Annotated in this window: 18 protein-coding genes; 13 read left to right on the forward strand and 5 right to left on the reverse strand. The window is 66.3% G+C overall.

Translation table 11 applies throughout. From position 1 onward, the window contains the following. The first annotated feature begins 6 nt into the window (after positions 1–6). Both AC5P9P_RS03190 and AC5P9P_RS03195 read left to right on the forward strand, forming a co-directional pair. Entirely contained in the window at positions 7–642 is a 636-nt protein-coding gene (locus tag AC5P9P_RS03190) for a glutathione S-transferase N-terminal domain-containing protein (RefSeq protein WP_005408842.1), read from the forward strand. A gap of 84 nt (positions 643–726) precedes the next feature. Next, positions 727–1,179, forward strand: coding sequence for a ClpXP protease specificity-enhancing factor (locus AC5P9P_RS03195; RefSeq protein WP_005412806.1), 453 nt, complete (start codon positions 727–729; stop codon positions 1,177–1,179). A gap of 46 nt (positions 1,180–1,225) precedes the next feature. Here the strand turns inward: AC5P9P_RS03195 and AC5P9P_RS03200 are convergent, their stop codons facing one another. From AC5P9P_RS03200 to AC5P9P_RS03215, 4 genes are all read right to left on the reverse strand, one after another. Next, the gene (locus AC5P9P_RS03200) at positions 1,226–1,576 is read right to left on the reverse strand and encodes a DUF3301 domain-containing protein (protein WP_005408844.1); all 351 of its coding nucleotides are present in this window, start codon (positions 1,574–1,576) and stop codon (positions 1,226–1,228) included. Positions 1,577–1,643: 67 nt separating this feature from the next. Beyond that, positions 1,644–2,645 carry a DUF2272 domain-containing protein gene (locus tag AC5P9P_RS03205; protein WP_005412807.1) on the reverse strand — a complete coding sequence of 334 codons (1,002 nt, stop codon included), beginning with the start codon at positions 2,643–2,645 and terminating at the stop codon, positions 1,644–1,646. Positions 2,646–2,758: 113 nt separating this feature from the next. Then, positions 2,759–3,610, reverse strand: a complete 852-nt coding sequence (gene nadC, locus AC5P9P_RS03210; protein ID WP_005408846.1) for a carboxylating nicotinate-nucleotide diphosphorylase — start codon at positions 3,608–3,610, stop codon at positions 2,759–2,761. Further along, positions 3,607–3,876 (reverse strand): Trm112 family protein, encoded by a 270-nt coding sequence (locus AC5P9P_RS03215; protein WP_005408847.1) that lies wholly within the window; start codon positions 3,874–3,876, stop codon positions 3,607–3,609. The genes nadC and AC5P9P_RS03215 overlap by 4 nt, the downstream gene beginning before the upstream one ends. 58 nt (positions 3,877–3,934) lie before the next feature. Here AC5P9P_RS03215 and purE point away from each other — a divergent pair, with 58 nt between their 5' ends. The 3 genes from purE (at position 3,935) to AC5P9P_RS03230 (ending at position 6,037) form a co-directional block, all read left to right on the forward strand. Continuing rightward, a complete protein-coding gene (gene purE / locus AC5P9P_RS03220; RefSeq protein WP_005412808.1) occupies positions 3,935–4,438 on the forward strand; it encodes a 5-(carboxyamino)imidazole ribonucleotide mutase in 504 nt (167 codons plus the stop codon). Continuing rightward, positions 4,435–5,583: a 5-(carboxyamino)imidazole ribonucleotide synthase gene (locus AC5P9P_RS03225; RefSeq protein ID WP_495232595.1), complete on the forward strand. Its 1,149-nt coding sequence runs from the start codon at positions 4,435–4,437 to the stop codon at positions 5,581–5,583. The genes purE and AC5P9P_RS03225 overlap by 4 nt, the downstream gene beginning before the upstream one ends. A 112-nt stretch (positions 5,584–5,695) precedes the next feature. Beyond that, complete coding sequence (locus AC5P9P_RS03230) at positions 5,696–6,037, forward strand: carboxymuconolactone decarboxylase family protein (RefSeq protein ID WP_005408850.1); 342 nt, start codon at positions 5,696–5,698, stop codon at positions 6,035–6,037. 114 nt (positions 6,038–6,151) lie between these two features. On the opposite strand, the gene AC5P9P_RS03235 is transcribed toward AC5P9P_RS03230, so the two are convergent. Further along, positions 6,152–6,730, reverse strand: a complete 579-nt coding sequence (locus tag AC5P9P_RS03235; protein WP_032966020.1) for a superoxide dismutase — start codon at positions 6,728–6,730, stop codon at positions 6,152–6,154. 121 nt (positions 6,731–6,851) lie between these two features. Here AC5P9P_RS03235 and grxD point away from each other — a divergent pair, with 121 nt between their 5' ends. The 8 genes from grxD to AC5P9P_RS03275 all read left to right on the forward strand — a co-directional run bounded on the left by grxD (position 6,852) and on the right by AC5P9P_RS03275 (position 15,929). Next, the gene (grxD, locus tag AC5P9P_RS03240; RefSeq protein WP_005408852.1) at positions 6,852–7,172 is read left to right on the forward strand and encodes a Grx4 family monothiol glutaredoxin; all 321 of its coding nucleotides are present in this window, start codon (positions 6,852–6,854) and stop codon (positions 7,170–7,172) included. Next, a complete protein-coding gene (locus tag AC5P9P_RS03245) occupies positions 7,169–7,945 on the forward strand; it encodes an SDR family NAD(P)-dependent oxidoreductase (protein ID WP_033833861.1) in 777 nt (258 codons plus the stop codon). Before grxD ends, AC5P9P_RS03245 begins: the two co-directional genes overlap by 4 nt. A 232-nt stretch (positions 7,946–8,177) precedes the next feature. Next, positions 8,178–11,423, forward strand: a complete 3,246-nt coding sequence (locus AC5P9P_RS03250) for a TonB-dependent receptor (RefSeq protein WP_005408854.1) — start codon at positions 8,178–8,180, stop codon at positions 11,421–11,423. Between the two features lie 252 nt (positions 11,424–11,675). Further along, the gene (gene ppnN / locus AC5P9P_RS03255) at positions 11,676–13,064 is read left to right on the forward strand and encodes a nucleotide 5'-monophosphate nucleosidase PpnN (RefSeq protein WP_005408855.1); all 1,389 of its coding nucleotides are present in this window, start codon (positions 11,676–11,678) and stop codon (positions 13,062–13,064) included. A gap of 161 nt (positions 13,065–13,225) precedes the next feature. Then, positions 13,226–13,741 (forward strand): GspH/FimT family pseudopilin, encoded by a 516-nt coding sequence (locus AC5P9P_RS03260; protein WP_005408856.1) that lies wholly within the window; start codon positions 13,226–13,228, stop codon positions 13,739–13,741. Continuing rightward, positions 13,738–14,238: a type IV pilus modification protein PilV gene (gene pilV / locus AC5P9P_RS03265; protein WP_005408857.1), complete on the forward strand. Its 501-nt coding sequence runs from the start codon at positions 13,738–13,740 to the stop codon at positions 14,236–14,238. Before AC5P9P_RS03260 ends, pilV begins: the two co-directional genes overlap by 4 nt. Further along, a complete protein-coding gene (locus tag AC5P9P_RS03270; protein ID WP_005408858.1) occupies positions 14,235–15,404 on the forward strand; it encodes a PilW family protein in 1,170 nt (389 codons plus the stop codon). Before pilV ends, AC5P9P_RS03270 begins: the two co-directional genes overlap by 4 nt. 3 nt (positions 15,405–15,407) lie before the next feature. Continuing rightward, positions 15,408–15,929 carry a pilus assembly PilX family protein gene (locus tag AC5P9P_RS03275; protein WP_049431909.1) on the forward strand — a complete coding sequence of 174 codons (522 nt, stop codon included), beginning with the start codon at positions 15,408–15,410 and terminating at the stop codon, positions 15,927–15,929. Positions 15,930–15,939: the final 10 nt, after the last annotated feature.

The raw sequence follows: 15,939 nt of genomic DNA on the forward strand, positions 1-15,939 counted from the left end.
CCTTTGATGGCGGCGAGCGTACGCATGCGCAATACACTGACGCTGTTTTCCTCGAACGACGATGTACTGTGCCACCGTGTACGCCTGGTCCTGGCGGCCAAGGGTGTGACCTTCGACTTCGTTCCGGTCGATCCACAGAACCCGCCTGAAGACCTGATCGACCTCAATCCGTATCACTCGGTGCCGACCCTGGTCGAACGCGAGCTGGTGCTGTACGCCGCATCAGTGGTCAGCGAGTACCTGGACGAACGTTATCCGCATCCGCCGCTGATGCCGGTCGATCCGCTCTCGCGTGCGCGCATCCGCCTGGCGATGCTGCGCATCGAGCACGACTGGGTGCCACAGGTGCAGGCCATCCAGCTCGGCAACAAGACCCAGGCCGAGGCTGGCCGCAAGCGCCTGAAGGAGCTGCTGACCGCCTCGCTGCCGCTGTTCAAGGCCAGCAAGTTCTTCCTCAACCCGGAAATGAGCCTGGCCGACTGCGCGATGGCGCCGATCATCTGGCGCCTGCAGTCGCTGGACGTACCGCTGCCGAAGGACGGCAAGGCGATCGAGGACTACGGCAACCGCATCTTCCGCCATCCGGGCTTCGTCCGCAGCCTGACCGATCAGGAAAAGAAGCTGCGCGATCTGCCGGTCTGATCCGGGCCTGCGTTACCCGTCTGCACGCCGACCGGCGTGCAGGTGATCCGCCCCGGCGGGGCGCCGGGCGCGTACACTTCACGCATGACCGAAGACTTCTTCCACATGACCAGCCACCGCCCGTACCTGCTGCGGGCGCTGGTGGAATGGATCAACGACAACCAGCTGACCCCGCACATCCTGGTCGACGCCGGCGTTCCCGGCGTGCAGGTCCCGCCTTCGGCGGTCAAGGATGGCCGGGTCGTGCTCAACATCGCCGAACGTGCTGTCGTGCGACTGATGATCGACAACGAGATGGTGAGCTTCTCGGCGCGCTTCTCCGGTACCAGCTACCCGGTGCAGGTGCCGATCAGCGCCGTGCTGGCCGTCTACGCCCGCGAGACCGGGCAGGGCATGGCGCTACCGGATGACATCCCGGGCAACGAGACCGCTCCGACCAGCGATGAGCTGCTGCACGAGGAAGGCACGCCGCCGGACGATACGCCGCCAGCCAGCCCGCCGCCGAAGGGGCGCCCGAACCTGCGCGTGGTCAAGTAACCAAGTAACGGTGGGTGCCGACCATTGGTCGGCACGCCTTCAGCCCTTACACATCCTCGGCATCGTCCACATCCGCGCGGATCTGGCTGATCCGCGCCGCGCCCGGACCAGTGAATGAGATCAGCTGGTCGCCGCGCAGCACCATGCGGCCCACGTGGCGATCGATGCCGTCGTAGGAATACTCGAACTTGAAGGTACGTTCGAAGCCGAGACGGCCATCTTCGCCGCGCGACAGGCGCAGGCCGGTGGCGTGCACCGCCTGATCCAGCCATTGCACGTCGGCAGCACGGCAGGCATTGCGCCCCAGTTCGACCGCGCGCTCGGCGGCCGAACGCGCCGCGTTCCAGAAGAAATAGATGATTCCGCCGGCAATCAGCAACAGCAGCAGGGTGGGCATGGCGTCAGCCGTCAGGGGGCGATCCCGCAAAGATGGCGGCGAACGCGCGCGGGATCAAGCGCTGCACTCACCGCCGCGGCTGCGGTTCGCTGGACATCGGCTGCGCGGGCACGATGACCGGTTGAGGTGCCGGAGTGGGCTGCATCGGCGTCGCAGTGGGCGAGGGCATCACCAGCGGTGAGGTTGCAGTCAGCTGCAGCAGCGCTGCCCAGTCCTGCCGGTTGAAGCTGCATTCGTCCTCGCGACCTGGCGTGCAGCCGGGGTCGATGCCGGTGCTGTTGCGTTCGCGTGCCGGAGGCAGCTTGATCAGCCCCGTACGATCCAGCTGCAGCAACCGCATCGCTACGGTGTTCATCACGTTGCCACCGACCAGGTACAGGGTCTGGTCGCCGCCGAGGTTGGCCGCCACCACCACTTCGCAATGCGATTTCCAGTGGCCCACCGAGCCATTGCCCAGTGCCTGCACCAGCCCGCTGTAGCTGAGCGTGGTGCTGCGGTCGCGCAGGAAGCACAGCAGGTCGCCCGGTGCGGGTTTGGCCGTGGCCGGGTCGACCAGCCGGTACGGCACGCCCGAGGGGCCGCCCTGGTAGGCGGCACGGATGTAGTCGATGTGGCGTGGCGACGTATTGAAGCCAGGAACGCCGGACTGCACCATCACCCAGGAAATGAACGCGGCCGACCATGGGTTGTCGATCAGGAAGGCGCGGCAGTCGCTGTCGGTGTAGCGCGTGCCCAACGGCGCCAGGCAGCTGCTGGCGCCCGCGATGCTGCCCATCGCATTGAGTGTGCCGCTGTTGCGCCAGTAGCCGGCCACGCGCTGCCAGGCGATCAGGCCATTGTCTGCCAGGTGATCGCTTTCGGCCTCGGTGACGCTGAGGCTGGCGGCACGGCCTTCACGATCGATGAAGGGCCGGTACCAGAGCCGGTGCTCATTGCAGGCGGTGTTGCGGATGGCCACCGCCAACGGACTCAGACCGAAGCGGGGCGGAACATCGCAGGCCTCGGCGGCCGCTGCGGACAACGGCGCCGCGGCCAGCAGCAGGCAGGCAGGCAAGAGCATCCGGCGCATGCGCGGCTCCTGTGGGGGATACCTCAGCGTCGCAGCGCTGTCGTGAACGCCGGGTGTGAGAACGGGGTCAGATCCCTTTTCCATGGAAAAGGAATCGGCCCCCACGCCAGGCCTCAACCCGGCGGCGGGCCCAGCTTCAGCGACAGATCGATGGCCTGCACGTGCTTGGTCAGTCCACCGATGGAGATGCAGTCAACGCCGTCCTCGGCGATCGAACGCAGGCCACCCAGGCCCACGCTGCCGGATACTTCCAGCGGAATGCGGCCCGCCGTGATGCGCACTGCCTCGCGGCGCAGGTCGGGGCTGAAGTCATCCAGCAGGATGCGCTCGCAACCGGCTTCCAGCGCCTGGCGCAGCTGGGCCAGGTCCTCGACCTCGACCACCAGCGGCAGCGCGGGCCATTGCCGGCGCGCGGCGGCCACCGCCGCGGCCAGCGAACCGGCGGCACGGATGTGGTTTTCCTTCAGCATCACCGTGTCATAGAGGCCGAAGCGGTGGTTGTCACCGCCGCCACAGCGCACCGCGTACTTCTGCGCCAGGCGCAGGCCAGGCAGAGTCTTGCGGGTGTCGAGGATGCGCGTGCCGGTACCGGCCACCGCCGCCACGTAGCGGGCAGTGGTGGTGGCGGTGCCAGACAGCGTCTGCAGGAAGTTCAGCGAGGTGCGCTCGGCGCTGACCAGGCTGCGGCTGCGCCCGTGCAGCAGGGCCAGCACGGTGCCTGCGGTGACCGCGTCACCTTCGGAGACACGCCATTCGATGCGCACGTCCGGGTCGAGTGCGCGGTGGGTGGCGTCGAACCACGGACGGCCGGCAATCACCCCGTCCTGCTTGCACAGCAGGTAAGCGCTGTCGGCCTGGTCGGGCAGCAGGGCGGCGGTGACGTCGCCGCTGCCCAGGTCCTCGGCCAGCGCACGCGCGACATCGGCGGCGACAACGGCCGCATCCGGCGTCGGCAGCGCGCTCATGCGGCCGGGAAGTCGGCGATCTGGGCGGTCGGGATGGCTTCCTCGGCCAGCAGCACCGGGATGCCGTCGTCAACGCGGAACACCTGCTTGCGGTCGCGGGTGACCAGCGCTTCGCGCAGCGGCTGCGCCAGCGGGTTGCCATCGGCCTTGTTCACCGCGCCGGCGGAAATGGCCTTGTTGAGGGCTTCCAGGCCCTTGCCATCCAGCAGGGACAGGGGCTGGCGGGTGTCCGGCGACACCAGCAGGTCGAGCAGCTTGCGATCCATGGTTCTTCGTCTTGCGTGGAAGATGGCTAGAATACGTCTTTAAGGCAGGTGACGGCCAATGACCCCCAACCCGATCGCGCCGCTTGTCGGCATCGTCATGGGTTCCCGTTCCGACTGGGAAACCATGCAGCACGCCGCCCAGAAGCTTGAAGCCCTGGGTGTTCCGTTCGAAGTGAAGGTGGTGTCCGCGCATCGGACGCCGGATGTGTTGTTCAGTTACGCCGAGCAGGCGGGTCCGCGTGGCCTGCGCGCGATCATCGCCGGCGCCGGCGGGGCCGCCCACCTGCCGGGCATGATCGCCGCCAAGACCGCCGTGCCGGTGCTGGGCGTGCCGGTGCAGTCCAAGGCCCTCAACGGCATGGATTCGCTGCTGTCGATCGTGCAGATGCCGGCCGGCATCCCGGTCGCCACCTTCGCCATCGGCAATGCCGGAGCGTCCAACGCGGCGCTGTTCGCTGCTGCGATGCTGGCCAGCGACCAGCCGGCGATCGGCCAGGCGCTCGACGCCTTCCGTGCACGCCAGACCGAAGACGTGATGGCCCACGACGATCCGCGCCAATGAGCCTGACCGTCGGCATCCTGGGCGGCGGCCAGCTCGCCCGCATGATGGTCCTGGCCGGTGCGCCGCTGGGACTGCGCTTCCAGCTGTACGACCCGGCGGCCGACGCCTGCAGTGGCCCGCTGGCGCCGCTCACCGTCGGTGCCTTCGATGACCGCCACGCGCTGGCGAAGTTCGCCGCCAAGGTCGATGTGGTCACTTTCGATTTCGAGAACGTGCCCGCAGACAGCGCGCAGTTCCTGGCCAACCGCGTGCCGGTCTATCCGCCGCCGGCCGCGCTGGCGGTGGCCCAGGACCGGTTGAGCGAGAAGACCCTGTTCCAGCAGTTGGGCATCCCGCTGCCGGCCTTCGCTGATATCCGCAGCCGTGACGAGCTGGCTGCGAAGGCGGCTGAGTTCGGCCTGCCGTGCATCCTCAAGACCCGCCGCCTTGGTTATGACGGAAAGGGCCAGTTCCGCCTGCGCAGCGAGGCCGACATCGACGCCGCGTGGGATGCACTGGGCGCGCAGGTCGAGCGTACCGGCCTGATCCTGGAAGGCTTCGTGGCGTTCCAGCGCGAGGTCAGCGTGGTCGCCGTGCGTGGCCGCGATGGCAGCTTCGAAGCCTGGCCGGTCACCGGCAACTGGCATGTCGACGGCGTGCTGTCGGCCAGCGTGGCACCGGCTGTGCTGTCCGATGCCGAGCAGCAGGCCGCGATCGGCTATGCCCGCCGTGTCGCCGAGCACCTGCAGTACGTCGGCGTGTTCGCGCTGGAGCTGTTCTGTCGCGATGGCGAGCTGTTGGCCAACGAGATGGCGCCGCGCGTACACAACTCCGGCCACTGGACCATCGAGGGCAGCGAGACCTCGCAGTTCGAGAACCATCTGCGTGCCGTGCTGGGCCTGCCGCTGGGCAGCACCCGCATGCTTGGCCACGCCTGCATGCTGAACTGGCTGGGTGCGATGCCGGACCCGGCACCGGTGCTGGGCCAGGCCAGCGGCCATTGGCACGACTATGGCAAGGAGCCGCGCGAAGGCCGCAAGGTCGGCCACGCCACGTTGCGCGATGACGATGCTGCCGCGTTGGCCGATGCGCTGGAGCAGGTCGGCCTGGAGCTGGATCGCCAGGCCCAGGTGGCGCCGGCGGTGCACGCGCTGCGCAATCGCTGAGTCCGGTAGTGCCGGCCGCTGGCCGGCAGTGCAACGCTGTGGCGCGCCGGTGCAGGCGTCGGCGCAACATTCCCGGTGGTAGCGTGGAACTCCTTTTACAGGAGTCACGACCATGCTCGACTGGAATGCCTACCGCAAGGAACTGAAGGGCCGTATCGGTGAGATCGGCAAGCTCTCACCGGATACGGTCAAGGGCTACGCCACCCTGGCCAACGCTGGCGCGCAGACCAACCACCTCGATGCGAAGACCCGCGAGCTGATCGCGTTGGCGGTGGCGGTGACCACCCGCTGCGACGGTTGCATCACCGTGCACGTGGATGCCGCGCTGAAGCACGGTGCCAACCGCGAGGAAATCGCCGAGGCGCTGGGTGTGGCGGTGTCGCTCAATGCCGGTGCGGCGCTGGTGTACTCGGCGCGGGTGATGGATGCGGTGGCCGCGCACGAGAACGCGTGAAGCCACGCTCTGCTTTCCGGTAGTGCCGGCCGCTGGCCGGCAGATTCGCCATCTCTGTACACCGATGGGGATGCCGGCCAGCGGCCGGCACCACCCCGGGGCGGAGCCGTTGCCTCAGCGTAGCTGGCTCTCAGCGAATTCCCAGTTGACCATCTGCCAGAACGCGTCCAGATAGCGCGCGCGATCATTCTGGTAGTCGGTGTAGTAGGCGTGCTCCCAGACATCGCAGCACAGCAGCGGCGTGCTTTCACCCGTCAGCGGCGTGCCGGCATTGCGGGTCGCCTGGATGCCCAGCTGCCCGCCCGGATGCTGCACCAGCCACACCCAGCCGGAGCCGAACAGGCCCAGCGCGGTGCGGTTGAATTCCTCGCGCAGGCGCTGCACGTCGCCAAACTGACGCTTCACCAGCTCGCCCAGGCGGCCCTGCGGTTCGCCACCGCCACGAGGCCGCAGGCACTGCCAGTAGAAGCCGTGGTTCCACGCCTGGGCGGCCGCATCGAACAGCTTGCCCTGGGCCTGGCGGACGATCTCTTCCAGTGACGCGTCTTCCCACTCGGTGCCGAGGATGCCGGCATTGACCGCATCCACGTAGGCGCGATGGTGGCGGCCGTGGTGCAGCTCCAGGGTCTGTGCGGACAGGTGCGGCTGCAGGGAGCCGGAAAGGTAGGGCAGGGCAGGCAATTCGACAGGCATGGACAGGTTCGTGGCCAGAGGGGCGGCGGCAGCCGGTTCCATCCGCTTACAATGGCGGCTACCGTGGGCAGTCTAGCCGACCACCGCGGTCGGTTTGTCCGGCGAAGCAAGGAGTGAGGTTGTGGCGGTAATGCAGCAAATCCAGGCCGAGGTCGATCGTTACCCACTCGTGCTGTTCATGAAGGGCACCCCGCAATACCCGATGTGCGGTTTCTCCAGCCGCGCCGTACAGGCGTTGATGGCAGCCGGCGCGGTCACCCTGCGCACCGTCAACGTGCTGGAAGAACCCGAGATCCGCGCCAACCTGCCGCGGTTCTCCAACCTGCCGACCTTCCCGCAGCTGTTCATCAATGGAGAGCTGATCGGCGGCTGCGACATCGTCCTGGAACTGTTTGAAGCCGGCGAGCTCAAGCGCATCGTCGAAGAGGCGACCCAGGGATGAGTGCCTGGCCATCGACGTCACCGACCAACGGGGCGCTCGATGGCCGCCCGTTGCAGGATCGCGTGGTGCTGGTTGCCGGCGCCGGCGGTGGGCTGGGCAGTGCGGCGGCCGTTGCCGCCGCCGCCGCCGGGGCCACCGTGGTCCTGCTGGGCCGCAAGCCGCGCCGCCTGGACCGTGTCTACGCCCAGGTCCAGGCCGTCGGCCCGGAACCGCTGCTGTATCCGCTGGATCTGGAGGGTGCGGGCCCCGACGACTATGCCGAACTGGCCCAGGCCCTGCAGCGCGAGCTGGGGCGCCTGGATGGAGTGCTGGTCTGTGCCGCCCATTTCCCCGGATTGACCCCGTTCGAACTGGCCGACCCGGCCAGTTTCGCCCGTGCGGTGCATGTCACGCTCACTGCCCCGGCGTGGCTGGCCCAGGCCTGCCTGCCGCTGCTGCGGCAGCGCGAGGACGCGGCCCTGGTGTTTGCGGTCGATGCCTCCGAACGGGTGGGGCAGGCCTATTGGGGGGGATACGGTGTGGCCCAGCATGGCCTGCGCGGGCTCATCACCAGCCTTCATGACGAACTCGGCCGCAGCCCGGTGCGGGTCAGCGGCCTGTATCCGGGCCCCCTGCGCACGGCGCTGCGCGCCAGGGCCTATTCCGTCGACCAGGACCCGGCCGCCCGGGGCCCGGAGGCCGCCGCTGCGGCGGCCGTGACCCTGCTGTCCGGCGCTGGGCTTGCCTGGCGGGGCCGGGTTCTCGACGCCAGTGAGGCGCCCCTGCCGGAATGAGGCCGGGGGAAAGGCGGAGTGAAGAACCCGTCACGATTGCGTTGCGATCCGGTGCCGTTTGTCGCACAACCGTCACATTGATGGCGTAGCGTGTTAATCTAGTGTTAACCGTTGTGGCTGCCTTCAGCCAAGCGGTAGGGAACCCCAGATAAATCTCCGACCAGCCACCCGCAGGGCTGTTTGGATGCGCTTTTTTTCCGCCATCGCCAACTCGCATCGAGGCTACCGAAAAATGACCCACCCACTCCGGATGTCCAAGCTCACCCTTGGTCTCGTGGCTGCGCTCGCCGCCGCTCCCGCCTTCGCCCAGAGCACCTCTGCCGGTGTCGGCGGCCAGGTGATGTCCGCCGCAGGCCAGCCTGTCGCCGGCGCTGAAGTCACCATCACCCACACCGAGTCGGGCACCGTTTCGCGTGCCACCACCGATGCGTCGGGTCGATACAACGCGCGCGGCCTGCGCGTGGGTGGTCCGTACACCATCACCATCACCAAGTCCGGTGAAGGCACCAAGACCGAAGAGGGTGTCTACCTGAACCTGAACCAGGTCAACACGGTCAACGCCAACCTGGGCGGTGACCTGGCTGCGACCAACCTGGACGCGGTGAACGTTGTTGCGACCGCCGGCGGCCTGGACCTGTTCAGCGCCAACAAGATGGGCACCGGCAGCAACGTGACCCGCGAAACGATGGACGCGCTGCCGTCGGCCAACCGCAACATCCAGGACTACATCCGCCTGGACCCGCGCATCTCGCAGGTCAGCAAGGCTGACGGCGCGATCTCGGCCGGTGGCCAGAACACCCGCTACAACGCCATCCGCATCGACGGCATCAGCGCCTCCGATCCGTTCGGCCTGGGCTCCAACAACCTGCCGACCGAGCGTCAGCCGGTGTCGATGGACGCCATCCAGGAAATCAACATCGACCTGGCCAACTACGACACCACCATCGCCGGTGGTACCGGTGCGGTGATCAACGCCGTGACCAAGTCGGGTACCAATGAGTTCCACGGCACCGTGTACGGTTCGTACCGCGACAAGGACATGATCCGTACGCGCCTGGAAGGTGACACGACGGACTTCAACGGCTTCAAGGACGAGAAGACCTACGGCATGACCCTGGGCGGCCCGATCGTCAAGGACAAGCTGTTCTTCTTCACCAACTATGAAAAGTACGAGCGTAGCGGCGGCGGCGTGAGCCTCGGCGAAACCCCGTACAACAAGCCGAACGGCATCAGCGACGCCGACATCGCCCGCGTGCAGAAGCGCATGTCCGACCTGGGCTACCCGGTTGGCGGCATCGGCGCGCTGGACAACAAGACCTCGATCGAAGAGTACGCGATCAAGCTCGACTGGAACATCAACGAGAACCACCGCGCGGCCCTGCGCTACAACAAGATGAAGCAGGACGTCGTCCGCTTCCCGCAGGTCAACAACAGCGCCATCTCGCTGAGCGACTTCTGGTACACCCAGCCGACCCAGTACGAAACCTGGATGGGTGAACTGTTCAGTGACTGGTCCGAGAACTTCTCGACCGAGTTCAAGGTTTCGCACAAGGACTACTCGTCCAACCGCGTTGCTGCCTCGCATCTGCCGCAGATCCGCGTGCGCTTCGGCAACAACTCGCTGTACCTGGGTACCGAGCAGAACACCCACACCAACATCGTCGAGTCGAAGGAACTGAGCGCCTTCGGTGCCGGTACCTGGTACATCGGTGACCACACCGTCAAGTTCGGTTTCGATTACACCGACAACGACCTGATGAACTTCTATGGCCGCAACCTGTACGGCGCGTACGAGTTCGCCGACCTGGCTGCGTTTGAAGCCGGTACCCCGTCGGCCTACCAGGTGCGCGTCCCGCGCGCCGGCGGCAGCGTTGACGACATCCCGGCCAAGTTCCACCTGAAGAACACCGGCCTGTTCATCCAGGACACCTGGGCGATCAACTACAACCTGAGCCTGATGTTCGGTATCCGTATCGACATGCCGGACTTCAGCACCCAGCGCCTGTACAACCCGCGCATCGAACAGCTGTACGGCTTCAACAACACCCAGCTGGTCGACAAGAAGCTGTTCCAGCCGCGCGTCGGCTTCAACTACACCTTCGACACCGATCGTCCGACCCAGCTGCGCGGTGGCGTTGGCCTGTTCGGCGGCGCTGCTCCGAACGTGTGGCTGGCAGGTGCCTACCAGAACACCGGCCTGAACTACTCCGAGTACAACCTGACCCGCAACCCGGGTGGCTTCAGCTTCGACGCCGACAACCCGTACATCCCGAACCCGTCGCTGGCCTCGGCCCGCCAGAACGTTGACCTGATCGCTCCGGGCACCCGTCTGCCGTCGGTGTGGAAGGCCAACCTGGCGTTCGACCACGAGCTGCCGTGGTACGGCATCGTGGCGTCGGCTGAAGTGCTGTTCACCAAGGTCAAGGATGGACTGTACTTCGACCGCCTGGACGTGATGACCCCGAATGCCAATCGTTCGGTCGGTCAGGACGGTCGCGCGCTGTACTGGAACGACTACGGCATGAATGGTGCCAATGCCGGCCCGAACGGCATGCAGGCTGGCCAGAAGAATGGTCGCGCCTGCTCGGCGACCGATCGGACCTGCCCGGGTGACCGCGTCAACCGTCCGGGTGACATCGGCGACGTGATCCTGCTGCGCAACACCGACAAGGGTCGCGGTTCGCAGGCTACCTTCTCGCTGGCCAAGCCGCTGACCGAGAACTGGGGCTGGTCGCTGGGTTACACCTACACCCAGTCCAAGGAAGTGAGCCCGCTGTCCAGCTCGCAGAACACCTCGAACTGGAACAACACGCTGAGCCTGAACGCCAACGACAACGTTGCGTACAACTCGCGCTACGCGATCAAGGACCGCATCACCGGTACCCTGGAGTGGAAGCACAACTTCTTCGGTGACAACGCCACCCGCGTTGGCCTGTTCTATGAAGGCCGTTCGGGCCGTCCGTACAGCTACGTCTACTACAACGACGTGAATGGCGACGGTGCCGGTACCAACGACCTGTTCTACGTGCCGAAGGGCCCGGGTGACGTGATCTTCACCGGCGGCGCCGACATGGAGAAGAAGTTCTTCGAATGGCTGGCGCAGAATCCGGAACTCGAGGCCTACCGTGGCAGCGTGGTCCCGGCCAACTCGCACCGTGCCAAGTGGGTCAACAGCTTCGACGTCCGTATCAGCCAGGAATTCCCGGGCTTCGTGAAGGGTCACAAGGGTGAAGTCGCCCTGGACATCATGAATGTCGGCAACCTGCTGAACAAGAAGTGGGGTCTGATCGACGACTACGGCTTCTACGCCACCCGTCGCGTTGCCAACTACTCGGGTATCGACCCGGCTACCGGCAAGTACCTGTACAACTTCACCGGCCGTACCGACAATTCCTCGATCCAGGAAAACAACAACGACAAGGGCAACACCGCCGTGTCGCGTTGGTCGATGCAGCTGACCCTGAAGTACAAGTTCTGATCCGTCAGAACCTGAAGCAGTAAGTGGAAACGGCCGGGGAAACCCGGCCGTTTTCCGTTCAGGCGAAAGTCCTTGCAGGCCACTCTGCATCGGCGTAGCATCCGGAAATGTGCGCGGTGCCAACGCCGCCGATGCGGTCCCGGAAAGGCGAACGCGGGGAGCACACATCCAACGGTCGGGCTTCCCGGCCGTTTTGCTTTTTAAGGGGGCGGCAGTACAGTCGGAAACCTTGAAGGAAGCAAAAAATTGGACATGACCACGAACGAAAAATCAGCCCGCGCACTGCCGGTGCAGGACGCACGGATCTACCCGCGCGGTGGGCTGGATGTGCTGTCGCGGGCCGAAGTGGCCCGCCTGCGCGATGCCTCTGCCGGCGGCATGCACGAGCTGCTGCGCCGCTGCGCGCTGGCCGTGCTGACCAGCGGCAGTGCCTCTGACGATCCGCGCGCGGCGCGCGATCTGTATCCCGATTTCGACATCCAGGTCGCGCAGCAGGATCGCGGCGTGCGCATCGACCTGGTCAACGCACCGGCCATGGCCTTCGTCGATGGCGAGATCATCCGCGGTGTTGCCGAACTGCTGTTCGCCGTGGTGCGTGACCTGGCCTACATGGCCATCGAGATGGGCCCTGCCTACGCGGCCGAGCTGGAGTCGTCCGAGGGCATCACCAACGCGGTGTTCGGCCTGCTGCGCAATGCGCGCATCCTCAACCCGGGTGACCCGAACCTGGTGGTGTGCTGGGGCGGCCACTCGATCTCGCGCGACGAGTATCTGTACACCAAGCAGGTGGGCTATGAACTGGGCCTGCGCGGCCTGGACATCTGCACCGGCTGCGGCCCGGGCGCGATGAAGGGTCCGATGAAGGGTGCCACGATCGCACATGCCAAGCAGCGCCGTACCGTGACGCGCTACATCGGCCTGACCGAGCCGGGCATCATCGCCGCCGAGTCGCCGAACCCGATCGTCAACCACCTGGTGATCATGCCGGACATCGAGAAGCGCCTGGAGGCCTTCGTCCGCATCGGCCACGGCATCATCGTGTTCGCCGGTGGCGTCGGTACCGCCGAGGAGATCCTGTACCTGCTCGGCATCCTGCTGCGCGAGGAAAACAAGGACCTGCCGTTCCCGCTTATCCTGACCGGACCGACCGTGGCGGCGCCGTACTTCGAGCAGATCGACCGCTTCATCCGTCTGACCCTGGGTGACGCGGCCGCCGAGCGCTACGAGATCATCATCGGCGACCCGGTGGCGGTGGCGAAGAAGATGGCCAATGGCATCAAGCGCGTGCGCGAGCACCGCCTGGCGCAGAAGGACTCGTTCTTCTTCAACTGGTCGATCGAGATTCCGTGGGAGTACCAGCAGCCGTTCGTGCCCACCCACGAGGCGATGGCCGCATTGGACCTGCACCACGGGCGTGCGCCGCACGCGCTGGCGGCCGACCTGCGCCGCGCGTTCTCGGGCATCGTCGCCGGCAACGTGAAGGAAGACGGCATGCGTCGCATCGAACAGTTCGGACCGTTCCAGATCCATGGCGACCCGGACATGATGCAGGCGCTGGACGCGTTGCTGCGCGCTTTCGTCGAGCAGCGCCGGATGAAGATCTCTGGCGAATACCAGCCCTGCTACCAGGTGCTGGCCTGAGCCCGGGCCGGCGCGATGGGGATCGCGCCGGCCGGGGTGGGAAGGTGCGGGTCGTCAAGGCTTTGACGCCCGTCGCCCTGGATTGACCGTTCATCCTGCCGCCGCTTGCCGGTGGCGGGACGATGGCCCATCGTGGCCATCAACACGCTGGGGAGCGTCCAATGTCTTTGCGCCGGCAAAACGGCTTCACGCTGGTCGAGTTGATGATCACGCTGGTCATCCTGGTCATTCTGGCCAGCATCTCCTATCCCAGCTTCCGCACCGCGATGCGCTCGAACCGGCTGACCACCACCAACAACGAGGTGATCGGTCTGTTGTCGCTCGCTCGCAGCGAGGCCATCCGCAACCGCCATGGTGGCGGGGTGTGCGGCAGCAGCAACGGCACGTCCTGCGATGGTGAGTGGAGCAAGGGCATGCTGGCCTGGGGCGACGCCGATGGCGATGGCTCCGTCAGCGGCAGCGAAAGCGTGCTGCGCTTCTCCAAGGGCAGCAGCAGCCTGGCGGTCGAGGCTCCCAGCCCAACCGTCATCACCTTCGATTCCCAGGGGCGCCGCCGCGCGTCCGCCGACCAGGTCGTGAGCCTGGTGCCGCAAGGCTGCAAGACGGGTGACCCCATGCGGACCCTGACCGTCCTGTTCTCCGGCCAGGTCCGCTCCACCGCAGGAACCTGCAAATGAAACGTCGTCGTTCCGGCATGGGCGGGCCTGCCCGCAGTCGTGGCTTCAGCCTGATCGAGGTGCTGATCGCGCTGCTGGTGCTGGCGTTCGGCCTGCTTGGCTTTGCGCTGCTGCAGACCATGAACGTGCGGTTCGTGCAGAGCGCCAGCCAGCGCACCCAGGCCACCAGCCTGGCCTACGATCTGATCGAGCTGATGCGCGTACAGCGCAGCGAAACCCTCAACGGTGGCGAATACACCAAGGCCTCCTTCACTGCCGGCTCGGTCACCGCGCCGGCTGGCCCCTGCACCTGGCCCAACAGTGCCGACGTGACAGCCTCCAAGGCGAACGTGGCGCGCTGGCAATGCCAGGTCGTCAAGGTGCTGGGAGGCAAGGCCAGCGCCAACGTGACCGTCAATGATGGTCTGGTCACGGTGGGCATCGGCTGGGGAGACGAGCGATGGAACGCAGCCAATCCCGACAGCATCACCACGTTCACCCTGGTTACCCGTCTATGAAGCGCGCGCCTTCCGCTGCCAGCCATGCGGCTGGCCTCTCGCTGGTTGAACTGCTGATCTCGCTGGTCATCGGCCTGGTGCTGATGCTGGGCGTGACCCAGATCTTCATGGCTTCGCGGGCGGCCTCACAGCTGTCCGAAGGTGTCGCGCGCACCCAGGAGAACGCCCGATTCGCGTTGGAGTTCCTCGAGCGCGACATCCGGATGGCCGGGCACATGGGCTGCGTGAATGACCAGGCGCACCTGGTGCGCGCCCAGGACAGTGTCAAGGTCAACATTGCCGGCGTGAAGTCGGGTGATGGCAGCCCGATGGACTTTTCGGTGCCGATCCAGGGTTACGAGGCACAGGGCACCGCGCCTGGCAACAAGCTGACCCTCGGCGCAAGCTGGGGGGCTGCCGGCAGCACGCCGTCGGCGATCACCAATCTGAAGCCCAAACCGCTTGGCGGCAGCGACATCATCGTGATGCGCTACCTGGCGCCGGAAGGCTCGCCGGTGCTGTCCATCGGCTCCGGTACTTCGCCGGACATCACGATCGCCAGTGACGCGGCGGCCCGCCTGTCGGCCGGTGCCGTCACCACGCCCTCGGCGTTTGCCGTGGCCGATTGCAGCAAAGTGGACGTGTTTGCGGGAAAAATCGCCGGCAGCACGATCACGGCCAGCAAAGCCGATCTCTCGGCGTATTCGGCCAACAACGCGGTGACCATGGTCTATCGGGTGGAATCGATGGCGTACTACGTGGCAACGAATACCGCCGGCGAACCCGCGCTGTACCGCGCGCGTGGCGCTGGCGACAATACGTTCGCCACCGGTGAGGAGCTGGTGGAAGGCATTGAGAGCCTGCAGTTCCTCTACGGCCAGGATACCGAGACGGCGATCAGCAGCACCGCGCCGCCGACCGGGGTAATCGCCTTCCAGAAGACTGCCAGCGGGGTCAGTACCGGTACCGATGCTGCCGCTGTCGCCGCGTGGCGACGGGTTGGCCTGGTGCAGTTTGGACTGCTGGTGCGCAGCCCGCAGCGCGCCGCGGCCGAGCAGGCCAATACGGCCGTGGCCCAGCTGGGCGTGCTCGGCGTTGGCTTCAATCCGCCCACGACCTACGACGATCGTTACCGTGCCTCCTACGAGGTGTCCGTGGCACTGCGCAACCGACTGTTCGGGAACTGACCCATGAAGCCCTCCGTCTCCCGTCGATTGCAGGGGCGTACGCAGCAGCGCGGTGCGGTGCTGTACGTGGCTCTGATGCTGTTGATCCTGCTGTCGCTGATCGGCGTGGTCGGCATGCAGGTGGCGAGCATGCAGGAGCGCATGTCCTCCAACTACCGGGCCGCCAACGTGGCGTTCCAGGCCAGCGAGCGGGCGGTCCGTGACGCCGAGCGGTCGATCGAGGAGATCGACAACAATACCGGCGACGGCGGCTCGTTGAAGGCTGACGCCATCAAGCGCATCTGCGATGACGGCTTCGATCCCACCCGCTGGGTGGGAGAGCAGAAACTGTCGGCGGCGCCGGTGGTCAGCGTGCGCCGCATCGACGCCTGCATCCAGGGCGAATCGACGCTGGGCATGGGCACGCCGGAAAGCGAAGAGCCCACCCGCGTCTACCAGATCACCGCGTTCGGCTCCGATCGCGATGCCGCCACCAGCAACGAGGGTACTTCCTCGGCGGCTGTCGACACTGTTTTCAAGCTTTGAGGAACCCGGT

It is taken from the genome of Stenotrophomonas sp. YJH_SMC_14-1 (assembly GCF_059372275.1).